Here is a 24,990-nt window from a genome sequence, read left to right as displayed (position 1 = left end):
TTCTTTCTTATAACCAACCGAAAACATATTCGAAAAAAGGAGACTGCAAATGCGGTCTCCTTTTTTGATGGAAAAATTCTTATTTTTTATGCATCATTGTATGCTCTTTTGTAAGTTCGTCATGGAGCTGAATGGAAGACCAGTGCTGGGTCACAGGGGTGAGCATGGCTTTTAACGAAACCGAAGGAATCGCTTCTTCCCGGAAAAACGCCAGGAACGCATCCATCTGTTCACTGGAAAAATTGTTCAGTACCATCATTTCCTCACTGAAATTTTTGCCCAGATTAAACTGTGCACAGGGCTGAAATCCCGGAAGTTCAAAAAGATATCCCAGAGGATGCAGAAATTCCGGTGTGGTGACGATCCGGACTTTTACTTTCTGACGGTTCAGATAGCGGCGGATGATCCGGAGCCGGTCCGGATCATTGAAATTGTATAAAAGTACTGCTGGCTGTGTATTCATAAGTATGATACCTCCTGTAAATTACTCTTCTCTGTGTGCCGGGAAGCGGATCTCGACTTCCGTTCCCTCTCCGGGTTTACTGGAATAGGCAAGTCCGTAATCTTTTCCATAAAGAATCTGAAGTCGGCGATGGGTGTTATAAACTGCAATATTTGTACCGCCAGACTGGCTGTTTCCCTTTCCTGACAGAATTGTTGACAGAATTTCAGGTGAAATTCCTACACCGTCATCAGAAATCAGAAGTACGATATCTGCATCCTCCATCCATCCGGTAATGACAATGGTTCCGGATTTTGACTCTTTTTCCAGGATTCCGTGGAGAATGGAATTTTCCACAACCGGCTGAAGAGTCAGTTTCGGAATCTGATATTCCGACAGCTCATCCGGAATATCCGTGATCAGTTCGATGCTGTCATGATAGCGCATATTCTGGAGCTGTACATAAATCGTCACATGTTCCAGTTCCCTTGCAATGGTAGAGATTCCTTTTTTCCGGCTTAACGTCAGTTTGTAAAAACGGGAAAGACTCTGTACCGCATGGCTGATTTCTTCCGTCTGTCCCTGCAGTGCCATCCAGTTGATCATATCCATGGTATTATAAAGAAAATGGGGATTGATCTGTGCCTGGAGGGAATTAAACTCCGCAATCCGGAGATCTTCTGCAGATTTTGCCTGCTTTTTCATCAGTTCATCCATTTTTCGGGTCATATAATTGTAGGTATCAATCAGATCACCGATCTCATCGTGGGCTTCCGGGCTTTCCATGGGAGTTGGTGGTCCGTGGCGTACGGTCTGCATCTGCCGGATCACAGAAGAAAGTCTTCCGGTGATGGAGTGTGCCAGTATATTGGCAAAAATAAGGGCCAGAACAAGAAAACCTGCGTAGAGCAGTGCAATCTGAAGCATCAGATGATTGCTTTCGTGGATCAGCGGAGGGGCAGGAAGAATTGTAACCATAAACCAGTCTGTATTGGAAATACTGTAAAAGCCGGCATAAACCTTAGTGTCCAGAATGTTTCGCTCAATAAAGTTGTTGGATGACATGAAGGAATCTTTGATGGTGTCGTAATCCAGCCGGTAGATTCCGGACAGTGATTGATCAGAAGTTGCAACGATGGCATCACGTTCATTTACAATATAGGACACGCTTCCCTCCAGAGAAAGATTGTCGGATAAAATATTGTTCAGCTTATCATCGGAAAAGTAAACAGCCAGATAAGCTTTGTAGGCGGTACTGTGGTAGTAAAGGCTCAGGGGACAGATATATGCCATATCTCCGTAATTCTGTTTTTCCTGAGAACCGAGATAGAAGGAAGGGCAGAACATTTCCTGCGGCTCCCGGTTTCCCTGGAAGATACCATACCAGTAAGTACCCTTTGCCTGACTTAAAGGTGCCAGGAGATCTTCTGTATTGGGATAGGCGTTCAGCGATTTCAGATCATCCGGGAAATCCACATAGATCCGCACATCGGTAACAATGGAATCCGTGGTCAGACGCTGAACGGCATTTTTGAAATCAATGGCATGATTGGATGTGGCAAGTTTTTCAGATGAATCGCTGACCGGCATGTAAAAAAGTTCCTGAAAAAAATTCTGGCCGGTGATATTCCGTGTAGTAGCCAGAATCGTATCCATGGTCCGCTCGATGAGAGGCGCAGTCTTTGCGGAGGCATCCTGTTCCTGCCGGATGGTATTGGACACGACCATATTGTACAGTCTTCCGTAAAAAAGAAATACGGTAAGAAATGCGGGAAGCACCACAATACTGATCAGCGCAATGGTGAATTTGGTCTGAAGGCTTAAGTTAAGATAGCCGTTTTTGAAACGGCGCCAGAAGGCCCTCATGACATTTTCTCCCGGTATTCGGACGGGGAGAAACCGGAGTATTTTTTGAAGCTTTTACCAAAGTAATTGCCGTCTGTATAACCTACTTTGGAAGAAATCTCAGAAATTTTGTATCTGGGATCAGAAAGCAGCTGTTTGGCTTTTTCCATGCGGTATTCCGTCAGATACTGATTGAGAGTCTGGCCAGTTTCACTTTTGAAAAAGGTGCATACGTAGGAAGCGGAAAGATATACATGGCTGCTGATATCCTTTACGGAAAGGGTATCATTCATGTAATTCCGGCTGATGTAATCCTTGATCATAAAGATGGTGGAATTTTCCGGCTGGGAATTCCTTGCATCTTCAAAATACTGAGCGGTTTTTTCTTTCAGAGATTCATGAAGCTCTTCGTAGGTAAAAGCATTGTTCAGGGTGTCCATGATCAGATCCTGTTTTTCGTGAAGCCCGGATTCTACCTGATTTTTTTTTCGGGAAGAGGAAAGCGCATTAAACAGCTGATAATAAAGATCACGGATCTGGTTGGGCATAAATGTGTGATTACAGCTGTAATACCGGAAAAGTTCCTCAAGAAACTGAACACAGTGTGTTTCCTCTCCGGCAAGGAGGTATTTGGAAAAAGTATTTTCCGGAGACTGCAGGGAATCCGGAACCGGTCCTTTTGGGGAAAGCTGTTTTATGGTGTTTTCTGTAAGAAATGTTTTTTCCGGAAAGAAAAAGCAATTCTGCAAAAGGATCACGGCGGAAGCGTAGGACTGATAAACTCTGGAAATATCAGTTACCGTATTGCCGGCAGCGATCAGATGTTTTCCACAGCAGTCATATTGCCTGGAAATATAGCTTCCTACGGCGGAAAGTGTAGTCGGGGAAGGCGCATTGCTTCCATATATATGGTGGACCAGATACTGTACTCTTTTTTCCACAAAGAGACATTTCAGGTGATAATGTTCCAGAAAACAGGAAATATCATTCAGGATATCTTCCAGAAAAATACCGGATGATTCTACTCCACTATTGAGTTTCACGATTATGGAAGTAAAATTCATGTCGGGATCAAGAAGCTCCGGCTGTCCGAGTTCCAGACAGAGATCTGCGATCTCACTGTTGTCGGAGGGCGGAAGGGTCAGTTTCTGTGCAAGCCGGGTGGCTGTTTCCTGAGAGTGCAGGGCTTCTTCACGGTGGGAACGAAGCTTCTGCCTGTAAAGAGACTGGGCCTCCAGCACTGCATCCCGTACTTCTTCGGGATGAAGGGGCTTTTCGATATAATTAACAGCTTTTAATTTAATGGCGGCTTTCAGGTATTCTTTATCTGAGTAGCCACTCATGAAGATAGGTACACAGTCCGGCAGAATCTTTTCCAGTCGTTCCAGCATGGCGATGCCGGTCATTCGTGGCATCCGCACATCACAGAGAATGATCTCGGGTTTATGAAGTCTGGCCATTTCCAGCCCGTTCACACCATCGTCAGCCTGAAGGATTTCGGTGATCCCCAGAGAATCCCAGTCGATAGATGAGATAAGTCCGGTACGTGTAAGTTCTTCGTCATCAACGATCAGTAATTTCATAGATAGTTCTCCAATTGGATATAGTTCATAGCCTTGTAAATCAGACATTTACGGTTCTGTTTATATTCACAGAAAACAGAAACGTCAGCGCTATCATTATAGCATAAAATATATAGAAATACGAGAATGCGGTATTGGTTTATGGGTAATATTTTACATAGAAAAGAGGAATATTTTACCCTTATCCAAAAATATTCCCATTATCAGCCAACAGGTGGGATGATAAAATAAAATCAGATCAAAGGAAAGGGAGGAGAAAGAGCCGTGTCAGAATATGTTCTTGAGTTAAAAGGTATTACGAAGATATTCCCCGGTGTCAAAGCTCTGAATAATGTACAGTTCCAGCTCAAACCTGGCGAAGTTCACGCGCTGATGGGTGAGAATGGTGCTGGTAAATCTACGTTTATCAAGGTTATTACCGGAGTACATAAAGCAGAAGAAGGTGAGATGTTCTTAAACGGACAGAAGGTTGACTTCAAAGGTCCGAAGGATGCTCAGGAAGCAGGTATCGCAGCCGTATATCAGCATCCGACATCATACCCGCACCTTACAGTAGCTGAAAATATTTTTATGGGTCATGAGATCATCAAACATCATATGATCCAGTGGAAAGAAATGAACCAGGAGGCAAACAAGTATCTGAAAGAGCTGGATGCAGATTTCGATGCAACCGCTGAGATGGGTACCCTTTCTGTTGCGCAGCAGCAGATGGTTGAGATCGCCAAGGCACTTTCCACAAATGCGAAGATCATCATTCTGGATGAGCCTACAGCAGCACTTACCAGAAACGAATCCGAGAAGCTTTACACACTGGTTGACAAGCTGAAAGAGAATGGCGTTTCCATTATCTTTATTTCTCACCGTTTTGAGGATATGTACCGTCTGGCTTCCAGAGTTACCGTATTCCGTGATTCCCAGTATATCGGAACCTACGATGTAAACGGAATCACAAATGCAGATCTGATCAAGGCAATGGTTGGCCGTGAGATCAATGATCTGTTCCCGAAACCGGAAGTTGAGCTGGGAGATGAGATGCTTCGTATCGAACATCTTTCCAGAACAGGATTTTTCAAGGATGTGTCCTTCAATGTACGTGCAGGTGAGATCGTAGGTCTTACCGGTCTGGTTGGTGCAGGACGTACAGAGGTTGTGGAAGCTGTCTGCGGAATCACCCGTCCGGATGAAGGAAAAGTTTTCCTTGAAGGAAAAGAGGTTTACATCAAGACTCCTTCCGAGGCAATGGAAAAAGGTATCATCCTTCTTCCTGAGGACAGACAGAAGGAAGGCCTGATCATGAGCTGGGGACTTGGAAGAAACGTAACACTTCCGGTCATCAGTAAATATGCAAAATCCGGATTCAACGACGAGAAGACAGAAAGAGAAATTTCCAAGAAGCTTCTTGAGGAAGTAGATACCAAGGCAGTTGATATCTTCCAGCCGGCAAGCTCCCTGTCAGGTGGTAACCAGCAGAAGGTTGTAGTGGCCAAGGCACTTGCACAGGAAATGAAGGTTGTTATCATGGATGAGCCTACCAAGGGTGTTGACGTTGGTGCGAAAGCCGAGATCTATGCGATCATGGGAGATCTGGCAAAGAAAGGCTATGCGATCATCCTGATCTCCTCCGAGATGCCGGAGATCCTGGGTATGGCAGACCGTATCATCGTTATGTGTAACGGCCGTAAGACAGGTGAACTGAACAGAGGAGAGGCAACACAGGAGGGTATCCTTGAGCTGTCCATGGAAAAGAGCACTGGAAAGGGGACTAAATAATGGAAAAGAAATCTGTCATCAAGAAGATTACAGGCTCCCGAGAGGCTCTGCTGGCAATTATCGTAATCGTGCTGTTTGCAGTTGTCACAGCGATCAGCCCGTCATTCCTTACGCCGAAGTCACTCATGGAGATGCTGAAAAATAATGCAGTAACAATGGTAATGTCACTTGGTATGCTGTGTGTCATGCTGGTAGGCGGAATCGATATTTCCATCATGTCAACCCTGGCACTTTCCGGTATGTCCATTGGTATGCTCCTGAAATACGGACATATCACAAGTACATTACTTGCTTTCATCATTGCAATGGCAATCGGTATTGCCTGCGGACTTGTTGTAGGTCTTGTGATCTCAAGAGCAAACGTTCCGCCGATCATTGCAACCATGGGCTTTATGTACATCTACAGAGCAATGGGATATCTTGTTTCTCACGGTGGTGAGTGGGCAAGTGCCGCAGCTCTTGGTGATTTCAAAAATTTTGCAACATCCACATTTCTTGGAATTAACAAAGTAATCTGGATAATCATCATCTGTTATGTAGTATTCTTCTTCTTTATGAAATGGACAAGAACAGGACGAAGAATCTACGCAGTAGGAAGTAATGCAAGTGCAGCACAGGTTTCCGGTATCAATGCAAAGAATATCAACCTTCTTGTATATGTGATCATGGGATTCCTCGCAGGTCTTGGCGGAGCACTTCAGGTTTCTGTTTATGCTTCTGCAATGCCTGATATGCAGTACGGTGGTGAGATGGATGTCATCGCAGCCTGCGTTATCGGTGGTGTAAGCATGAGCGGTGGACGTGGAACAGTAGTAGGTGCATTCCTTGGTTCCATCATCCTTGCAACCATCGCAAAAGCTCTTCCACTTGTAGGTATCAGCTCCCTGTGGCAGAACATGATCAAGGGTGTTATCATCCTGGTAGTAGTTGTGATCAATGTTATCCTGCAGAGGATCGCAGACAAAAATGCATTAAAGGGAAGGGAGATGTAAATCATGGCTGGAAAATCTGGAAGAAGTATTAACAATGTGCCGGAAAATCCGATGAAACACATCATATTCAGTTGGGAAGGCATCCTGGTCATTCTCTTTATCCTGGTAAATATTTTCTGCGCATCATTTTCTGAATTTTATAATCTGAAGAGTGTTCTTCGTCAGATGCCGGTTTACCTTGCAGAGGTATTCATGATGTTCCCGATGGCGTACATCCTGGTATTAGGCGAGATCGATATTTCTGTTGGTGCGATCGTGTGTCTCTCCGCAACTTTAAGCTGCATGGTCTGCAACACAAACGCTCCATTCATTGTAGTAGTACTTACAGCACTGGTTGTTGGTGCCCTCTGCGGTGCGGTTAACGGATTTATCCTTACCCGTTTCAAGGAGCTTCCTCCAATGATCGTAACACTGGCAACACAGATCATCTTCCGTGGTATCGCTGAGGTAACACTTGGAGCCGGCGGAAGTATCGCGATCACAAACACAGATGGTTTCCGTGCCATTGGTGGAAAAGTCGGACAGGTTCCATACATTCTTTTCCTGGTACTGATCCTTGGTGTCCTCTTTGCAATCTTCCTTGGAAAGAGCACATTCGGACGTCGTACCTATGCGATCGGAACAAACCGTGTGGCAGCTTATTATGCTGGTGTTCATGTTGAAAAGATCCGTTTCATCATCTACACAGTTATGGGTCTTATGTCTGGACTTTGTGCACTGTTCCTAGTATCATCTTCTTATGGTGCCAATACAACAACCGGTAACGGATTCGAGATGGATGCCATCGCAATGGCAGTATTCGGAGGTATCTCCTCCACAGGTGGTAAAGGTAACCTGGCCGGTGGTATCATTTCCGCATTCATCATCGTATGCTTACGAGTTGGTCTTGGACAGAAGAACGTAAACGCACAGGTAATCCTTCTGATCATCGGTGTACTTCTGGTAGCAGCAGTAGCTCTTCCAAACATCATCGGCGATGTAAAAAAAGCAGTCGCAATGAAGAAAAACTAAATATCAATTTTGAAACCCATATGATTGTTAGCTGCCTCCATTGGTGTAGCGGGGCAGCAGCATATAAAAAATTATATTCTTATAGGGAGGAACAAAAATGAAAAAAAAGGTAATTAGCGCAATCCTTTGTGGAGCAATGGTTCTTGGTACAGTTTGCCCAGTTCTCGCAGCAGATGACAAAAAAGACGATACTAAGACAGAAGCAGCAGCTGGCGATTCCGCAAAAGACAAAAAGATCGCTCTGGTTGGTAAAGCAGCTGGTAACGCATTCTTCGAGATCGCAGCGAAATCTTTCCAGGAGACTGTAGAGGCTGAAGGCGGCGAAGTTCAGGTCGTTTATCCTGAGACAGCTACCGCTGATGCACAGATCAAAGTTCTTGACAACCTGATTTCTCAGGACTTCGATGCAATCTGTATCTCCGCGAACGATGTTAACGCTCTTCAGGCTAAACTTGAGGAAGCTATGGATGCAGGAATCAAAGTATCTTCCTTCGACTCCGCACCGAACAAAGACAGCCGTGAGATTTTCGTAAACCAGGCTGGTACAAAAGAAGTTGCTCAGGCACTTATGGATGCAGTTCTTGATATTTCCGGTGGTGAGGGACAGTTCGCAATCCTTTCCGCTACATCTCAGTCCGCTAACCAGAATGCATGGATCGACGCAATGAAGACCATCATGGAAGGCGATGACAAATACAGCAAACTTGAGCTTGTAGACGTTGTATACGGCGATGATGAGCCACAGAAATCTACAGACCAGACAGCAGCTCTTCTTCAGAACTACAAAGATCTGAAAGTTATCTGCGCACCGACAACTGTTGGTATCGCAGCAGCTGCTAAATATCTTCAGGATAACGGATCTGAGTGCAAACTGACAGGTCTTGGACTTCCGTCTGAGATGCAGGAGTACACAGGTGATGATGCAGATCATTCCTGCCCATACTTCTATCTGTGGGATATGCAGGGCCTTGGAAAACTCAGCGCTTACACAACAATCGCTCTAATCAACGGTGACATCACAGGTGCCAAAGATGACAAGTTCACAGCTGGCGACCTTGGTGACTACACAATCACAGACGCTGATGACGGCGGTACAGAAGTTGTACTTGGCGCACCTCTGAAATTCGATACAAGCAACATCGAAGAGATGGCCAAACTGTACTAATCATATGATAAATCCTTTGGAAAGGGCGGAGTCTTTGGACTCTGCCTTTTTCTTTTGTGCAGCCGGAAAAGGATCATTGGGTGATTTCAGTTGTACTCCCGTGAAGGTAGTGCTAAAATGAGAGCAACAGGATAATGACAGACAAAGGAGCAGGATACATGCAGCAGGCTTTACTGGATCAGCTGAGAAAAATAACCGAAGAAGAACGTAAGATCCTGGACGGAGAAGCAGAGGTAGACAAAGATCTCTACACTTCCGGCCGGGATTTCACTGTGGACAGCCGTAAGATGCTGAAAGAAGGCAGGCTGATCGCTGTGCGTACACACACACGTTTTGTGTATTTTCCGGCACACCGGCATAATTTTGTAGAGGTGCTGTATGTGTGTGAGGGATCACTCACCAATATCATCGATGGAAAAAAAGTCGTGGTGAATAAAGGCGAGCTGCTTTTTCTTAACCAGTTTACAAAGCATGAGATCCTGAAAGCGGGACAGAATGACATTGCCATCAATTTCATGGTGCTGCCGGAGTTTTTTGATGTGGCTTATTCCATGACTGGCAATGACAATATGCTGGCGGATTTTCTGGTAAATGTTCTGCGTCAGGATGAGGAACGTGGCGAATATCTTCACTTTAAGGTTGCAGAGGTCCTGCAGATCCAGAATCTTCTGGAAAATATCATCTATTCTCTGGTAAACGGCGAAGAAAACCGGGAACGGATCAACCAGACCACAATGGGCCTGATCTTTATGTATCTGGTAGAATCCGTACAGTATGTGGAGATGCGCCTTCCCAATCAGTACGAAAATATGATCTCCATGACAACCCTGGATTATATTGAGCAGAAGTACCGGACAGCTACTCTGACAGAGCTGTGCACCAGGCTTCATCTGCCCATGCATGTACTAAGCAAGATGATCAAGAAAAGCACAGGATTTAACTTCAAGGAACTTCTTCAGAGAAAACGCCTGAACAAGGCTGTGGAGCTGATGTGTGAGACGGATCTTCCGATCAGTGATATTATTGCTGCTGTGGGATATGAGAATAACAGTTATTTTCACAGAGTATTTAAGGAACATTACCATATGACACCCAGGGTATTCCGTGTGAAGAACAGTGAAAAAGAACAGGTGAGGTTGTAGATTCCATATTATAAAAAATGCCATACCATAACCAGTGTGTTGAACAGAGCTGGAATATGGTGTGGCATTTTGTGTTCGCGGGCGATGCGCAGGCAGGATCAGATATCGTGAAACTGTCCGATCTTATCTTTGATCCGCTGCATTTCATTATCCATATCAATGACAGCGCGGGCGCAGTTTAGAAGCTCAGTGCTGACTTCCTCGTAACCATCCATTTCTTCGATATTCTGCTTATATCTGAGCTGATGTTCCAGGGTAGCCCAGAAATCCATACCATTGGTACGAATCTGGATCTCCGCACGCATGGGTGTTTTTCCCTTGGAGAAGAACACAGGAATTTCCACGATCATGTGGTAGCTGCGGTAACCGTTTGGTTTGGGATTTTTGATATAGTCTTTTACTTTGATGACGGTGATGTCGTCCTGTTTGGCAATGAGATCCGCAATGGTGTAGATATCATCAATAAAAGCACAGACAACACGGATACCGGCTACGTCATTGAGCTGGTTCTGGATATTCTCGGCAGTGAAGTCGTAACCCAGTTTTTTCAGTTTCTTGTAGATACTTTCCGGTTTTTTGATTCTGGTCTTGATAAAAGAGATTGGGTTACGTTTATATTCTACGGAAAATTCATCATTGAGAACTTCCAGTTTGGTACGTACCTCACGGACAGTACAGCGGTACATCATCATCAGATCATTAAATCTTGCGGAATTTTTGATAAAAACCTGTGGATCTGGGGTATCCAGCCAGGTGTTTGCATTTTTTTCAGCCATGGTATTTTCTGGTAAAACTCCCTTCGTAAGTAGGTTTTGTGATAATCACACTGTCACAATTATAGAATAAAATGACGATTTTTTCAACTTTTGTATTGACATATTAAAAATCCTGTGCTATTTTATATGAAAAGTTTAATCAAGTAAACCACTAAACCGTTGAAGCGGAGATAAAGGTATTCATGCGCGCACAGAGAGTCCGGGAGGGTGAGAGCCGGGCCGAGAAGCAGTTTACTAAATGGACCGCGGAGGGCACAGGGAAAGGTATTATGGATACCGAGTATTCTGTGACGTGAAGGCATACGTCAGTTGCCGGGAATATGCAGGTATTCCGCTAAGTGCACGGGTCGAACCGTGAATCAGGGTGGCACCGCGGGTGATTTTGAATTTGACGCTCGTCCCTGGCAGAACCAGATTCTGCCGGAGACGGGCGTTTTTTGAATTCCAATTTCGAAGAAATTGGAATTCATGAGCAAGTAGCGGATGCGGATTGTGAATGTCCTTGCTTTTTAATTTCGAAGAAATTGGAATCCATGAACAAGTAGCGAATGCGGATTGCGAATGTCCAGTACCGTACCGTCTCCTCCGGCAAAAGAATGAAAAGAACTCAGGAGGGCCTGTATATGTATCCAACATTAGAAAAAATCAAGAATATTGCACAGTCAGGCGAATACCGGCGCATCCCCGTATGCAGGGAGTTGTATTCCGACCGTTATACACCTGTAGAAGTCATGAGAACCTTACGCACAGCCAGCAGACACTGCTATCTTCTGGAAAGTGCCAGCCAGACAGAGGTATGGGGCCGCTATTCCTTCCTGGGATATGAGCCATCCATGGAGATCACCTGTACAGACGGAACTCTTCAGATCCGGAAGATCCACGAGGACGGAAGCGAAGAAAAAACCGTACAGCAGGTGAAACATCCGGGAGATGCTATCCGCCAGATCCTGAAAGAATACAAAAGCCCGGTGCTGGAAAATATGCCTACATTTACCGGTGGCCTGGTAGGATATTTTTCCTACGATTATATCAAATACAGTGAGCCAAAACTGGAGCTTACCGACAAGACAGTACAGGATTTCCGCGATATGGATCTGATGCTTTTTGACCAGGTAATTGCCTTTGATCATTACAGACAGAAGGTACTGCTGATCACCGGTGTGATGACTGATGACCTGGAAAACTCCTACAGGAAAGCCGAAGAGAAGTTAAAAGAGATGGCAGATCTGATCCGAAACGGAAAACAAAAGGAATTCCCGTCGCTGAAACTGAAATCCTCCATTGAACCACAGTTCCCCAAAGAAAAATACTGTGAGATGGTAGAAAACGCCAAACATTACATTCACGGAGGAGATATCTTCCAGGTGGTTCTTTCCAATCCCATGAGGGCAAAAGCGGAAGGAAGCCTGTTTGATACCTACCGGGTCCTTCGTGCTACGAATCCTTCTCCGTATATGTTTTATTTTTCCAGCGATGATATTGAGATCGCTGGAGCTTCGCCGGAAACTCTGGCCAAGCTTACCGGAACGGAATTAAGCACCTTCCCGTTGGCAGGAACCAGACCGAGAGGCAAGACAAAAGAAGAAGATCTGGAGCTGGAAAGAGGACTTCTCGCCGATGAAAAAGAACGTGCCGAGCACAACATGCTTGTGGATCTTGGACGAAACGATATCGGAAAGATCAGTAAGATCGGTACTGTAAAAGTAGAAAAATATATGTGCATCGAGCGTTTTTCCCATGTGATGCATATCGGTTCCACAGTTACCGGCCAGATCCGGGATGACAAGGATGCAGTGGATGCAGTAGATGCCATCCTTCCGGCAGGAACTCTTTCCGGAGCACCGAAGTTCCGTGCCTGCCAGATCATCCAGGAGCTGGAACAGAGCAAACGTGGTATTTACGGCGGTGCCATCGGATATCTGGATTTCGCCGGAAACCTGGACACCTGCATTGCCATCCGCCTGGTTTATAAAAAGAAAGGCGAGATCTGCATCCGGTCCGGAGCCGGGATCGTGGCAGACAGTGTTCCGGAAAATGAATTCCAGGAATGCTGCAACAAAGCAAGGGCCGTTGTACAGGCAATCGAAACAGCACAGGAGGGACTGGAATGATAGTACTGATCGATAATTATGATAGCTTTTCCTATAATGTTTACCAGCTGATCGGTTCTGTGGAGCCGGATATCAGGGTCGTACGAAATGACGAAGTAACCATACAGGAGCTGGAGGATATGAAACCGGAAGCCCTGATCCTTTCTCCGGGCCCGGGGCGTCCGGAAGATGCGGGAATCTGCATTGAATCCATAAAATATTTCAAAGACAGGCTGCCGATCCTGGGTATCTGCCTTGGGCATCAGTCCATCTGTGAAGCATTTGGAGGTACCGTCTCCTATGCAAAAGAGCTGATGCACGGCAAGCAGAAGGAAATCCATAAAGTTGGTGAGAGTCAGATATTTGAGGGATTGCCGGATACTTTCCTGGCAGCCAGATATCATTCACTGGCAGCGCTCCGGGATACGTTACCCGAAGAACTGGTCGTTACCGCAGAATCTGAGGACGGAGAGGTGATGGCACTGGAACATAAAAAATATCCGATCTTCGGATTACAGTTCCATCCGGAATCGGTTATGACACCAGATGGAAAAACGATGATCGAAAACTTTATGAAAGTTGTAAGGGAAAAGTAAAATTGAACAGAAACTGTCCCGGATAACGGACAGTACGGAAGTTGTAAGACAGAGAATGGTAATCCATAAAAGATAGGATCGTTACAGAACAGGAGGGAACAAGAATGATCAGAGAAGCAATCATCAAACTTTCAAAAAAAGAAGATCTTACATATGACGAAGCAGAATCCGTAATGAATGAGATCATGGATGGAGCGGCAACACCGGTACAGATGGCATCCTACCTGACCGCACTTTCCATGAAAGGCGAAACCATTGATGAGATCACAGCATCTGCAGCAGGTATGCGTGCACACTGCATCAAACTTCTTCACGATATGGATGTCCTGGAGATTGTAGGAACCGGCGGTGACGGAGCAAACTCCTTCAACATTTCCACAACTTCTTCTCTTGTGATCGCGGCAGGAGGCGTTCCGGTTGCAAAACACGGAAACCGTGCAGCATCCTCCAAGAGCGGAGCCGCAGATGTTCTGGAAGCTCTTGGCGTAAAGATTACCATTCCGCCAGAAAAAAGTGCCGAAATCCTGAAAAAGATCAATATTTGTTTCCTGTTCGCACAGAATTATCACATTGCCATGAAATATGTGGCACCGATCCGAAAAGAGCTGGGAATCCGTACAGTATTTAATATCCTCGGACCATTAAGCAACCCGGCAGGTGCAAACATGGAGCTGATGGGAGTCTTCGATCAGTCACTGGTAGAGCCTCTGGCGCAGGTTATGATGAAACTTGGCGTGAACCGCGGAATGGTTGTTTTCGGACAGGACAAGCTGGATGAGATCTCCATGAGTGCACCGACTTCTGTATGCGAGATCAAGGATGGATGGTTCCAGTCCTACGAGATCACACCGGAGCAGTTCGGTTACACTCGCTGCAGCAAAGAGGAACTTGCAGGTGGCACACCGGCAGAAAATGCAGAGATCACAAAAGCCATTGTAAACGGAACCGAAAAAGGCCCGAAGCGTCAGGCTGTATGCATGAACGCAGGTGCCGCACTTTATATCGCAGGAAAAGCAGAGAGCCTGGAAGCCGGCGTGAAGATGGCAGAAAATCTGATCGACAGCGGAGCCGCCGCAGCGAAGCTTGAGGAATTTATCAGATTAAGCAATGAAATTTGAGGATAATGGCGGGAGGAGAGGAATCGGCAACCCCATTAATTGAAATATTAAGTTGTCAGACTCCTTGAAATTGCCGAATGAGAGTTGAAATATCGAGGAGACAAACAAAGAATGAGTGAAAAAAACATTCTGGAAGAAATCGCAGAAAAGACAAGAGAACGTATCCAGAAGGAAAAACTTCAGCTTCCTCTGGAACAGCTGAAAGCTCTGGCAGAAAAAGCACCACAGCAGCCTTCCTTTCTGGAAGCCCTGAAAAAACCGGGCATGTCTTACATCTGTGAAGTAAAAAAAGCATCCCCTTCCAAGGGGCTGATCGCACCGGATTTTCCATATGTGGAAATTGCGAAAGAATACGAGGCAGCAGGTGCATCCGCAATCTCCTGCCTTACAGAGCCTTTTTATTTCATGGGAAGTGATACTTATCTTCGTGAGATCACGGAAACGGTGGCTATCCCGGTCCTCCGGAAAGACTTTACGGTGGATAAGTACATGATCTATCAGGCAAAAGCATTTGGCGCATCGGCAGTGCTTCTGATCTGCACCATTCTGGATGATCAGGAACTCCTGGAATACAGAGAGCTGGCAGAATCTCTGGGAATGGATGCACTGGTGGAAGCCCACGATGAGGAAGAAGTGGCAAGAGCACTGAAAGCAGGAGCGAAGATCGTCGGTGTAAATAACCGTGATCTGAAAACCTTCAAAGTTGATATGAATAACAGCATCCGTCTTCGAAACCTGGCACCGTACAATGTGGTATTTGTTTCCGAGAGTGGCATCAAAAATGCCGGAGACATTGCCATCCTGGAAAGAAACCGGGTAGGCGCCGTTCTGATCGGTGAAACCCTGATGAGAAGCCCGGACAAAAAAGCGGCGTTGGAAGAGTTAAATGGCGGAGCACTGAGATGAAAACAGAACAGAACAACACCATACGACAGGAAAGAGGCTGTGCGGATCGGAAACAGCAGGAGAAGCCGGTCAGAACCAGGATCAAGATCTGCGGCCTTACCCGCCTGGAGGACATTCAGGCAGTTAATGAAGCAAAACCAGATTTCTGTGGATTCATTGTAGAATTTCCAAAAAGCAGAAGAAACGTCACAGGAGCTCAGTTACGAACTCTCCGGGAAAAGCTGGATGAGAGTATTTTGCCGGTAGGCGTATTCGTCAATGCACCGGTGGAACTTCCCGCACAGCTTTTAAACGAAGGAACCATTTCCCTGGCACAGCTTCACGGACAGGAAAACGAAGATTATATCAGACAGCTTAAGATTATGACAGACCAGCTTCTGATAAAAGCTTTTTCCATAAAAACAGAAGAAGATGTAAAGCGGGCGATCCGTTCGGAAGCAGATTACATTCTTCTGGATCAGGGAGCCGGGGGCACCGGTGAGACCTTTGACTGGAGCCTGGTACCGTCCATAAAACGTCCCTGGTTTCTGGCCGGAGGCCTTGGGTGTGATAATTTGGAAACAGCCATAAAAATGCTTCATCCCTGGGCTGTGGACTTAAGCAGCAGTGTAGAAACCGATGGGCACAAAGACCCGGATAAAATAGTGAAAGCGGTACAGACCGTGAGGAACATAAAGGAGGATTTTTAACATGTCAAAAGGAAGATTCGGCATCCATGGCGGACAGTACATCCCGGAAACACTGATGAACGCCGTTCTGGAGCTTGAGGAAGCGTACAACCATTACAAAAACGACCCGGAATTCAACCGCGAGCTCACAGAGCTTCTCAATGAATACGCAGGAAGACCTTCCCGTCTTTACTATGCGGCACACATGACCGAAGATCTGGGCGGAGCCAAAATCTATCTGAAACGTGAGGATCTGAACCACACAGGTGCACACAAGATCAATAATGTATTAGGTCAGGTGCTTCTGGCAAAAAAAATGGGAAAGACCCGTGTCATTGCAGAGACCGGTGCAGGTCAGCACGGCGTGGCAACTGCAACCGCAGCAGCGCTGATGGGCATGGAATGTGAAGTCTTCATGGGAAAAGAGGATACCGAGCGTCAGGCCCTGAATGTATACAAAATGCGTCTCCTCGGAGCGAAAGTCCATGCAGTCACAAGCGGAACCGCAACTTTAAAAGATGCCGTTTCCGAGACTATGCGTGAGTGGACAAACCGTATCGCAGACACCCACTATGTACTGGGATCTGTTATGGGACCCCACCCGTTCCCGACTATTGTCCGTGATTTCCAGGCAGTTATTTCCAAGGAGATCAAAGAGCAGATGCTGGAAAAAGAGGGCAGACTTCCGGATGTTGTCCTGGCCTGCGTAGGCGGCGGCTCCAATGCCATCGGAACTTTTTATAATTTTATTGATGACAAAGATGTCCGTCTGATCGGATGTGAGGCAGCAGGCCGCGGTGTGAATACTGCAGAGACTGCAGCAACCATCGCAACCGGCCGTCTGGGAATCTTCCATGGTATGAAATCCTATTTCTGCCAGGATGAGTACGGACAGATCGCACCGGTATACTCCATCTCCGCAGGTCTGGATTACCCGGGCGTAGGACCGGAGCATGCACACCTTTATGACATCGGAAGAGCAGAATATGTGCCGGTAACCGATGATGAGGCAGTAGATGCATTTGAGTATCTTTCCAGAACAGAAGGAATTATTCCGGCAATTGAAAGTGCTCATGCAGTAGCCTATGCGAAAAAGATCGCACCAACACTTGGAAAAGACAAGATCATGGTAGTTACCATTTCAGGACGTGGAGATAAAGACTGTGCGGCAATCGCCCGCTACAGAGGGGAGGATATTCATGAATAAGAGAATTACAGAAGCTTTTGCAAACGGAAAGGCATTTATTCCTTTTGTAACCTGCGGAGATCCGTCACTGGAGGTTACCGAGCAGCTGGTATATGCAATGGAAGAAGCAGGCGCAGACCTGATTGAGCTTGGAATTCCGTTTTCAGACCCTACCGCAGAGGGACCGGTGATCCAGGAAGCCAATGTCCGGGCACTGTCCGGCGGAGTCACTACAGATAAAATTTTTGCAATGGTAGAAAAAATCCGTAAAAATACAAAAATTCCCATGGTGTTTATGACCTATGCCAACGTAGTATTTTCTTATGGAACGGAACGCTTTATCAAAAAAGCAGCAGAGATTGGAATGGACGGGCTGATCCTTCCTGATGTTCCGTTCGAAGAAAAAGAAGAGTTCGACGCTGTTTGCAAACAGTACGGCCTGGATCTGCTCTCCCTGATCGCGCCGACCTCCCATGAACGAATTGCCATGATCGCCAAAGAGGCAGAAGGTTTTGTGTACTGCGTATCTTCGCTTGGAGTTACAGGAATGCGAACCAACATCACAACCGACATCGGGGCCATGGTAAAACTGGTAAAATCCCAGAAAGACATTCCATGTGCAGTAGGATTCGGAATTTCCACTCCGGAGCAGGCAAAAAAAATGGCCGATCAGTCCGATGGTGCTATTGTTGGATCAGCTATTGTGAAGCTCTGCGGAGCCTACGGCAAAGACAGCGTGCCGAAGGTGAAGGCGTATGTGAAAGAGATGAAGGATGCAATAAGATAATTTATCTGTTATGGATATTTATATAGTTGAAGAAAAATCTGTTTTACTGAGAGATCATGTAGAACAGATTTTTTTGTTAGATAAAAAATGCATGGATGGGAAAATATAACAATAAACTTGTGAAAAACAGAGAATAATAGTACAATTTATACAAAATATTTATAAAGGGCAGCGAATACAGAGGTGTTATATTCACTGCCCGATTATGTAAAACGGGGGATTTGTACATATGAAAAAAGAAGAAACAGGGCTGAATCTGCGGTTTGGGATCATCTGCAGCCTTTACTGGATCTTATGGGCGGCGTCTACGGTATTTCTGGTACCGATCTTAAGACAGAAGGGAATGGGAGACGGACAGATCGGATTTCTGCTTTCGGTCCGTTCCCTGGCGGCCATTGGCTTTTCACAGGTGATCGCTTCTTTTCTGGACCGGCATTCTTTTTGTTTCCTCATATATTACTTTGCTTCCAATTGCCGGATCATACGGTTAATGATCGCAGCAGATTCTTCCGGTGTGTAATAAACATCCGGGTCCATATTTGTCAGGAAATCCTGAAAAATCTGAAGGATAAACGGTTCAGTGATCGCAAAGCACATATGCTCTCCGGCATTTGTCTGATAGGTAAGGGAACACGTATTTCCACAAAGAGCCATTCGAAGATTTTCAGACAGATGATTCAAAGGTTTTTTCAGGATCCGATAAGCACCCTTCTGACAGCACTGAGCGATTTCATGAAGGATACGGATACGCTGTTTCACAGTCAGAGGATGGTAAAACGTGGATGGGATTTCTTCGAATAATCCATCCTGCAGAAAGCGTGTCATACCATATTCTGTAAAGTATATGATGAATTTTTCATCTTTGATCCGCTGCATATTATCGATAAATAAAGCATCTGCCATAGAGATAACAGCATCTGCTCCGGGAATATTGTAATTAAAAATCTCTTTCAGCAGATCTCTTCGCAGAAATGGTAAAATACATGCTTCAGGCTGGATAAAGATTGTCACATCGGCAGAAGCCCTTGTGTTTGCAACAAACTGAAAAAGGGACGGCAGATCATCTGCGACAATAGGAAATGTCTGGAATACAGGCTGGCAGAGATCCTGATGGGAGCGGAAAAGATTCCACAACGCCTGTAAAATTTTCGAATCCTGATATAAGATCCCCATCTGGTAATCGGAAGAACATGTGATTGCATATAAAAATAATATATTAATATTTTCTAAAGAGAAAGAGTGTGAGGTGGAAAAATGACGATTAGAGTTAGCAGATATAATATGGATGATCTTATAGCTTTATTTCCAGTTTTATTTGGAATATTAATAGCTATGGCAATTTTGGCATGGGTAGCGGTTCATTTTGTGAAAAGAATGGATAATAATAAACCTTTAATTACAAGAAGAGTTAAAATTTTGGAAAAAATATACAGCCTTGGAGAGATTGAATGGTATGTTGTTGAATTTGAAAATGGAGAACGTTTAAAACTTAGAAATCTTAATGCACATAAGATGATTCTCTCAGCTGGCGATGTTGGTATCCTCAGATATAAAGGAATGACTATTGAAGCATTTCAAAGAGAAGGAATGAGAAATAAAACAGAAATGGGACGGTGTTTTCTGGTGCTCAAGCCATATTTCTCCGTCCCATTGGCTATTTTAAAGGAAATAAAAGGAGAGAGCAAAATGAGTAAGAAAGTAGTAAGAATATTAACTATGTTGGGAGTGATTTTTTTCCTTTTTATGGGTAAAGCATATGATTATGGTGCAGAGTCTCAGCACGGAGTACCGTATTCAACGGGCTATGTTGTAGATGGAAAATATAATTCTATACATAGTGGAGTATTAGGAGGAAATCAAAAAAGAGAGAATGATTTCAGCAGAGGAGCTACTATTTTTTATGGCCTTGGAGGAGTATGTGGTGTTATTTTTGCTGGAACATTTTTAGGACGCAGAAAAAGATAAGAGACTGTGAACAATAAAAATGATATAGACGATTGATGCTAAAAATCAGTTATTGTATTGATGGATATTTATGGAGAAAGGTGAGAAAGAAAATGCACAAGAAAAAATATTGTTTTATAATAATAACTTTAATTTGCTCTGCATTTATGATAACGGGATGCTCAAATAATAGAAATGTGAAGAATGGAGAAAGAGAGGAAGAGACAGCAACAGAGAGCAGTTCGAGTGAGAATACTGTAACTAATACAGAAAATAATACAGAAAACGTAGCGGAGACATCTTTTAATGTCAGGATAAATTACAGATTTAATGAAGGTGTGGAATGGATACAGGGAGATGCAGATGACTTGGGTTCGGGTTATGCATGTATTGACAAGGAAGGTAATGCTCTCTTTTTTGTGAATGAATCTGAGATATCAAATATTTCACCTTTTTCAAATGGATATTCTTTTATAGAAACAGAAAATGCTGTTTATCAGATTGATTTAAATGGAAACATAATAAATAAATATGATATATCTGATAATATTAAAGCGAAAGCATATGATGGAGGACAAATTTGGATAGAAGAATATAATTCGAATTTTGACAGTGCAGGATATGTATATAAATTATATGATGAAAGTGGAAATGAAATTACAGAATTTTCCATAGAAGGTACAGACCCTGTTAACGAAATTACATATTGCGGAAAAGGTGTATGGAGTTATGGAAATCTGAACAATGATGGAAACTGGGTTCGAATGTATTATTGTACACAGGGCAACAAATGGGTAGAGAAAACTACTTCATCGGATGATAATGTTTACTTTTATGAAGATACAGCGGTTTTGGGATTTGATTATGAAGATCCGAATGTTACAGGTTATAGATCGAAGATGATTTTAATGGATATAATGGGAAATTTGAATGAAATAGCTATAACCGGAGATTTAGGATGGAACTGGGGAAGTGATAATTATATAAATGAGGGATATTGTATATTGGAGGACTATGGAGATCACTTGGTTTCTTATAATGTTTCGTCAGGTGAATTTAAAGTAATGGATAATGAATATGCTGAAAAAATCAGAATGGCTGCTTTACCGGACAATTTGGTATTTGAAGATGGCTGCGTTGCACTTCCTTTAAGAGGAAATGATGAAAAAGATTATGTAGCGCTTTTTGACACATCGTGGAATATTATAGGAGAACCAATTCAAGGTACCAGATATGATTTTTCGGAAGGAAAATTAATAGTTGAACAGAATATCTCATCAGAAAATCAGGAAGGAACACATCTGGAAACTATAGTTTATAATACCAGGGAAGAAAAGATATTCAGCGCATTTGAAAAAGGTTATGCAACTATTACTTTTTATAAAGATGGAGTTGCTTATATTTTGGATGAAACTGCCGGGGCATTGATGAGAACTGCGGCAGGCAGACTTCAAACAGCGAGAGAGTTTTCTGATATCCCGCTGGATCGTAGTTGGAAATGTGTTAATGAAAATGGTGACTATCTTTTTGATACAATTAACATGGGGAATATAAAAACAATTGAATTAATCTAAACATTACGGGTCAGTTATATTTTTTTCTAATCAAAACACAAAAAAAGTAAAACCCGGCTGGTTCCTCTCATCTGGTAATCTATAGTCACTTCAAAAAAATACCAACAGGTGGGAGGAAAAAAATATGAAGAAAACACAGATTTTTGCAGGGATTTTATGTTTGGGTATTACAGCGACACTGATGACAGGATGTGGAAAAAGCGGGACTGTTGTTTCAGATAAGGAAGATGACTGCATAGTTGTTGAACTTCCGGATGATTACGGAGTCAGAGATATTTTTAACATCGTGTCCAGCACGGAGATTTCTGTGAGCGCGATCAGTGATCCGACGGTGGCACAGTTTTATATGATCGGAAAACTGGAAGATGGGGGTAGTGTAGTATGGAGGTCTAAGGAAGAACAGACTTTTGTGTATACGGAAAAAGAAGTGAAAGGTGTGGAAGTCAGCCATTATGGAAATGAGCTGAGAGATAAAACTCCGATATCTCTTGAGGAATTTGATGAGATATGTGAGAGTAAAGAAGGATGAAGATCAAAAAAAGTAAAACCCGGTTCATTTCTCTCAGCGGTTAATCTGTAGTTACTTCAGAAAAATACTAAAAGGTGGGAGAAAAAAAGAGGACGATGCAGATATCATCGTCCTCTGTCTGTATCTACCGCATAAACATCCTCACCATCTTCTCATAAACCTTCCGATACTTCTGATACCGCATAGGAAGATCAATCCAGGTTTTCTTATCCACGATGCTCTTATAGTGCGAAAATGTCCGGAAGCCGTCGATGCCGTGGTAGGAGCCCATGCCGCTTTCACCGAAGCCGCCGAATCCCATATTGCTGGTTGCCAGATGGATGAGGACATCGTTGATACAGCCGCCGCCGAAACCGCAGCGGGAAGTTACTTCCCGGGAGGCTTTTTCGTTGCTGGTGAAGAGGTAGAGGGCCAGTGGATGAGCCATAGAGTTGATCTTTGCTACCGCGCTTCCCAGAGATTCGTAGGTGAGGACCGGAAGTACCGGTCCAAAGATCTCCTGCTGCATGACCGGATCGTCGAAAGTTACGTTATCAAGGATCGTTGGTTCGATCTGAAGTGTTTCACGGCTGGAACCGCCACCGCAGACGGTTTTGGCAGGATCGATCAGGCCGTTGATACGGTCGAAATGTTTTTCGTTGATGATCTTCCCGTAATCCCGGTTTTTCAGAGGTTCTTTGCCGTACTGGCGGCTGATCTGGCGGCGAAGTTCTGCAACCAGTGCGTCTTTGATCTCCGGGTCGCAGTAAATATAGTCCGGAGCCACGCAGGTCTGGCCGCAGTTTAAAAATTTGCCGAATACGATACGTTTGGCTGCAAGGCGGAGATTAGCAGTTTTATCCACGATGCAGGGACTTTTTCCTCCAAGTTCCAGTGTGACCGGGGTGAGATATTCGGAGGCTTTTTTCATGACTTCTTTTCCTACAGCCTGGCTTCCGGTGAAAAAGATGTAGTCAAAGTGCAGGCTGAGAAGGTGGGTATTTTCCGCGCGGCCGCCTGTAACAACGGATACATATCTGGGATCAAAACACTCATGGATCAGAAGGCGGATCACTTCGCTGGTTGCCGGAGAGTAGGCGCTTGGTTTCAGGATGGCGGTGTTTCCGGCTGCAATGGCATCGACCAGCGGTTCAATGGTGAGAAGGAACGGATAGTTCCATGGACTCATAATGAGAACGACGCCATAGGGAGATGGTTTGCGGAAACTGCGGGAGTGGAACTGTGCCAGCGGAGTTGGTACGGTTTCTTCTTTTGCGTAAGAGCGGATATTTTTCAACATATGTGTGATCTCGGAGAGCACCAGTCCGGTTTCACACATATAGCTCTCGAAATTGCTTTTTCCCAGGTCTTTTCGGAGAGCAGCATGGATCTGTGCTTCGTGTTTTCGGATGGAGGCACGGAGGCGTTTCAGGGCGCTGATACGGAAATCGAGATTTAAAGTTGCGCCGGAGTAGAAATACTGGCGCTGTTTTTCCAGAAGCTGGGTGATCTGTTCTTTTTCCATGGAATTTATGGTCCTTTCTGAAAAATCCTGCTTTGCCAAATATCAGAAGTTGTCTGAAAAGGATATATCTCGGAATATAAAATAAGGCATAAGCAGTGGTAGTGTTGTGAATGATATAGACGACGGATGGCGGATGAAAATACTCAGCAGCTGCCAGCCGGTGGCATCAGTCTGTAATACAGGGTTTCCAGTTCGCTGGCATCCATCAGCACAGGAACCGGATACAGAGGATTGGCTTCTTTGTCGGCATAATGGGCAAGTTCAGGGATGTCGGTTTCCTGGATTTCCGGAATATAGTCTCCGATGCCAAAACGCTTTTTCATATCTTTGACGGCATCAATGAACATACGGGAGGCAGTTTTATCGTCTTCATTTTTGTCACAGAGACCGGCAGCTACGGCCAGATTGCGGAGTTTATGGGTAATGCTGTCCCCATAAGTTTCCAGCACCATAGGCAGGATCACGGCATTGGCAAGTCCGTGAGGCACGTTATATTTTCCGCCGAGGGAATGGGCAACTGCGTGAACGTATCCGACATAGGATTTGGTGAAAGCACAGCCTGCAAAATAGGAAGCGCGGAGCATGTTCCGTCTTGCTTCAATATTCTGTCCGTCTGTGTAGGCGGTATCCAGATTTTCAAAGATCAGCCGGACTGCATCCAGAGCGTTTTTACGGGTGCCGGGGGTGGTAGAGTTTCCGATATAAGCTTCTACCGCATGAGTGAGAGCGTCCATTCCGGTAGTGGCGGTGATAAACGGCGGAAGGCTTAAGGTAACCTTCGGGTCAAGAACTGCGTACCGTGGGATCAGCGGAAAATCGTTGATGGCGTATTTATGGCGGGTCTTTGCATCGGTGATCACGGCTGCAAGTGTGGTCTCACTTCCGGTTCCTGCAGTTGTGGGGATGGCGATGAGAAGAGGAAGCTTTTTGTGGACCTTCAGGATTCCCTTCATCTGTGCCAGAGACTGGTGCGGTTTGGCAATGCGGGCTGCGGTAGCTTTTGCACAGTCCATGCTGGAACCGCCGCCAAAGCCGATGATCGCCTGGCAGTCGTTGTCCAGATACATATGAAGAGCCTCGTCCACATTGACGGTCGTGGGATTTGCTACGGTTTTGTCATAGATCTGGTAGGAAATGCAGTTTCGTTTCAGAGTCTGCTCCAGGCGTTCTGTAAGGCCAAGGCTTCGGATACCTGTGTCTGTGATGATCAGTACGTTGTTATAACCTCTTTTTTCCAGAACTTCCGGGATACCTCTGACGCTTCCGATGATCTTCGGATTGCGGTAAGGAAGTACGGGAAGTGCAAATTTAAAGATGTTCTGGAAAATACGGCAGTAAGCTTTTTTTAATGGATTCATGGCA

The 24,990-nt window shown here is 44.8% G+C and carries 23 protein-coding genes; 16 read left to right on the top strand and 7 right to left on the bottom strand.

Annotated features, from left to right (window positions below):
* Window positions 1-79 precede the first annotated feature (79 nt).
* From G5B12_RS00190 to G5B12_RS00180, 3 genes are read right to left on the bottom strand one after another with little or no spacing between them, the layout of a single operon-like run.
* Entirely contained in the window at window positions 80-463 is a 384-nt protein-coding gene (locus G5B12_RS00190; protein WP_174087531.1) for a DUF3783 domain-containing protein, read from the bottom strand.
* 21 nt (window positions 464-484) lie between these two features.
* On the bottom strand, window positions 485-2,308 hold the full coding sequence (locus G5B12_RS00185; RefSeq protein ID WP_174087530.1) for a sensor histidine kinase: 1,824 nt from the start codon (window positions 2,306-2,308) through the stop codon (window positions 485-487).
* Complete coding sequence (locus G5B12_RS00180; protein WP_174087529.1) at window positions 2,305-3,870, bottom strand: response regulator transcription factor; 1,566 nt, start codon at window positions 3,868-3,870, stop codon at window positions 2,305-2,307. Before G5B12_RS00180 ends, G5B12_RS00185 begins: the two co-directional genes overlap by 4 nt.
* Window positions 3,871-4,134: 264 nt before the next feature.
* Between G5B12_RS00180 and G5B12_RS00175 the strand changes: the two genes are divergently transcribed.
* The 5 genes from G5B12_RS00175 (at window position 4,135) to G5B12_RS00155 (ending at window position 9,950) form a co-directional block, all read left to right on the top strand.
* Window positions 4,135-5,640 carry a sugar ABC transporter ATP-binding protein gene (locus tag G5B12_RS00175; protein WP_021977413.1) on the top strand — a complete coding sequence of 502 codons (1,506 nt, stop codon included), beginning with the start codon at window positions 4,135-4,137 and terminating at the stop codon, window positions 5,638-5,640.
* Window positions 5,640-6,632, top strand: a complete 993-nt coding sequence (locus G5B12_RS00170) for an ABC transporter permease (RefSeq protein WP_174087528.1) — start codon at window positions 5,640-5,642, stop codon at window positions 6,630-6,632. Before G5B12_RS00175 ends, G5B12_RS00170 begins: the two co-directional genes overlap by 1 nt.
* Before the next feature lie 3 nt (window positions 6,633-6,635).
* A complete protein-coding gene (locus G5B12_RS00165) occupies window positions 6,636-7,643 on the top strand; it encodes an ABC transporter permease (protein WP_021977411.1) in 1,008 nt (335 codons plus the stop codon).
* A 97-nt stretch (window positions 7,644-7,740) separates the two neighbouring features.
* A complete protein-coding gene (locus G5B12_RS00160; RefSeq protein ID WP_021977410.1) occupies window positions 7,741-8,808 on the top strand; it encodes a substrate-binding domain-containing protein in 1,068 nt (355 codons plus the stop codon).
* Between the two features lie 158 nt (window positions 8,809-8,966).
* Window positions 8,967-9,950: an AraC family transcriptional regulator gene (locus tag G5B12_RS00155; RefSeq protein ID WP_021977409.1), complete on the top strand. Its 984-nt coding sequence runs from the start codon at window positions 8,967-8,969 to the stop codon at window positions 9,948-9,950.
* 98 nt (window positions 9,951-10,048) lie between these two features.
* Here G5B12_RS00155 and G5B12_RS00150 read toward each other — a convergent pair whose 3' ends face one another.
* Window positions 10,049-10,726 (bottom strand): GTP pyrophosphokinase, encoded by a 678-nt coding sequence (locus G5B12_RS00150; RefSeq protein ID WP_174087527.1) that lies wholly within the window; start codon window positions 10,724-10,726, stop codon window positions 10,049-10,051.
* Window positions 10,727-11,349: 623 nt separating this feature from the next.
* Between G5B12_RS00150 and trpE the strand changes: the two genes are divergently transcribed.
* From trpE to G5B12_RS00110, 8 genes are all read left to right on the top strand, one after another.
* A complete protein-coding gene (gene trpE / locus G5B12_RS00145; RefSeq protein ID WP_174087526.1) occupies window positions 11,350-12,837 on the top strand; it encodes an anthranilate synthase component I in 1,488 nt (495 codons plus the stop codon).
* Window positions 12,834-13,412, top strand: coding sequence for an anthranilate synthase component II (locus G5B12_RS00140; protein ID WP_021977406.1), 579 nt, complete (start codon window positions 12,834-12,836; stop codon window positions 13,410-13,412). The genes trpE and G5B12_RS00140 overlap by 4 nt, the downstream gene beginning before the upstream one ends.
* 104 nt (window positions 13,413-13,516) lie before the next feature.
* Window positions 13,517-14,530, top strand: a complete 1,014-nt coding sequence (gene trpD, locus G5B12_RS00135; RefSeq protein WP_021977405.1) for an anthranilate phosphoribosyltransferase — start codon at window positions 13,517-13,519, stop codon at window positions 14,528-14,530.
* Window positions 14,531-14,641: 111 nt separating this feature from the next.
* Window positions 14,642-15,436 (top strand): indole-3-glycerol phosphate synthase TrpC, encoded by a 795-nt coding sequence (gene trpC / locus G5B12_RS00130; protein WP_021977404.1) that lies wholly within the window; start codon window positions 14,642-14,644, stop codon window positions 15,434-15,436.
* A complete protein-coding gene (locus G5B12_RS00125) occupies window positions 15,433-16,125 on the top strand; it encodes a phosphoribosylanthranilate isomerase (RefSeq protein ID WP_118061938.1) in 693 nt (230 codons plus the stop codon). Before trpC ends, G5B12_RS00125 begins: the two co-directional genes overlap by 4 nt.
* 1 nt (window position 16,126) lies before the next feature.
* Window positions 16,127-17,311 (top strand): tryptophan synthase subunit beta, encoded by a 1,185-nt coding sequence (gene trpB / locus G5B12_RS00120; RefSeq protein WP_021977402.1) that lies wholly within the window; start codon window positions 16,127-16,129, stop codon window positions 17,309-17,311.
* Window positions 17,304-18,077, top strand: coding sequence for a tryptophan synthase subunit alpha (gene trpA / locus G5B12_RS00115; protein ID WP_174087525.1), 774 nt, complete (start codon window positions 17,304-17,306; stop codon window positions 18,075-18,077). The genes trpB and trpA overlap by 8 nt, the downstream gene beginning before the upstream one ends.
* A 229-nt stretch (window positions 18,078-18,306) precedes the next feature.
* Window positions 18,307-18,597 carry a hypothetical protein gene (locus G5B12_RS00110; protein WP_174087524.1) on the top strand — a complete coding sequence of 97 codons (291 nt, stop codon included), beginning with the start codon at window positions 18,307-18,309 and terminating at the stop codon, window positions 18,595-18,597.
* Here G5B12_RS00110 and G5B12_RS00105 read toward each other — a convergent pair.
* On the bottom strand, window positions 18,534-18,980 hold the full coding sequence (locus tag G5B12_RS00105) for a hypothetical protein (RefSeq protein ID WP_174087523.1): 447 nt from the start codon (window positions 18,978-18,980) through the stop codon (window positions 18,534-18,536). The genes G5B12_RS00110 and G5B12_RS00105 overlap by 64 nt on opposite strands.
* Window positions 18,981-19,331: 351 nt before the next feature.
* On the opposite strand from G5B12_RS00105, the gene G5B12_RS00100 reads away from it, so the two are divergent.
* The 3 genes from G5B12_RS00100 (at window position 19,332) to G5B12_RS00090 (ending at window position 22,124) form a co-directional block, all read left to right on the top strand.
* On the top strand, window positions 19,332-20,042 hold the full coding sequence (locus tag G5B12_RS00100) for a hypothetical protein (RefSeq protein WP_174087522.1): 711 nt from the start codon (window positions 19,332-19,334) through the stop codon (window positions 20,040-20,042).
* Window positions 20,043-20,134: 92 nt separating this feature from the next.
* A complete protein-coding gene (locus G5B12_RS00095; protein ID WP_174087521.1) occupies window positions 20,135-21,595 on the top strand; it encodes a hypothetical protein in 1,461 nt (486 codons plus the stop codon).
* A gap of 124 nt (window positions 21,596-21,719) precedes the next feature.
* A complete protein-coding gene (locus G5B12_RS00090; RefSeq protein ID WP_118061932.1) occupies window positions 21,720-22,124 on the top strand; it encodes a hypothetical protein in 405 nt (134 codons plus the stop codon).
* A gap of 124 nt (window positions 22,125-22,248) precedes the next feature.
* On the opposite strand, the gene G5B12_RS00085 is transcribed toward G5B12_RS00090, so the two are convergent.
* Window positions 22,249-23,628 (bottom strand): aldehyde dehydrogenase, encoded by a 1,380-nt coding sequence (locus G5B12_RS00085; protein WP_118061927.1) that lies wholly within the window; start codon window positions 23,626-23,628, stop codon window positions 22,249-22,251.
* A 143-nt stretch (window positions 23,629-23,771) separates the two neighbouring features.
* Window positions 23,772-24,986 carry an iron-containing alcohol dehydrogenase gene (locus G5B12_RS00080; RefSeq protein WP_118070941.1) on the bottom strand — a complete coding sequence of 405 codons (1,215 nt, stop codon included), beginning with the start codon at window positions 24,984-24,986 and terminating at the stop codon, window positions 23,772-23,774.
* Window positions 24,987-24,990: the final 4 nt, after the last annotated feature.

Origin of the sequence: Blautia sp. MSK.20.85 (assembly GCF_013317245.1) — a bacterium.
Lineage (GTDB): Bacteria > Bacillota > Clostridia > Lachnospirales > Lachnospiraceae > Blautia_A.
Note: the sequence above shows the minus strand (reverse complement) of the source record. Positions and strands in the feature narration are given on the sequence as shown.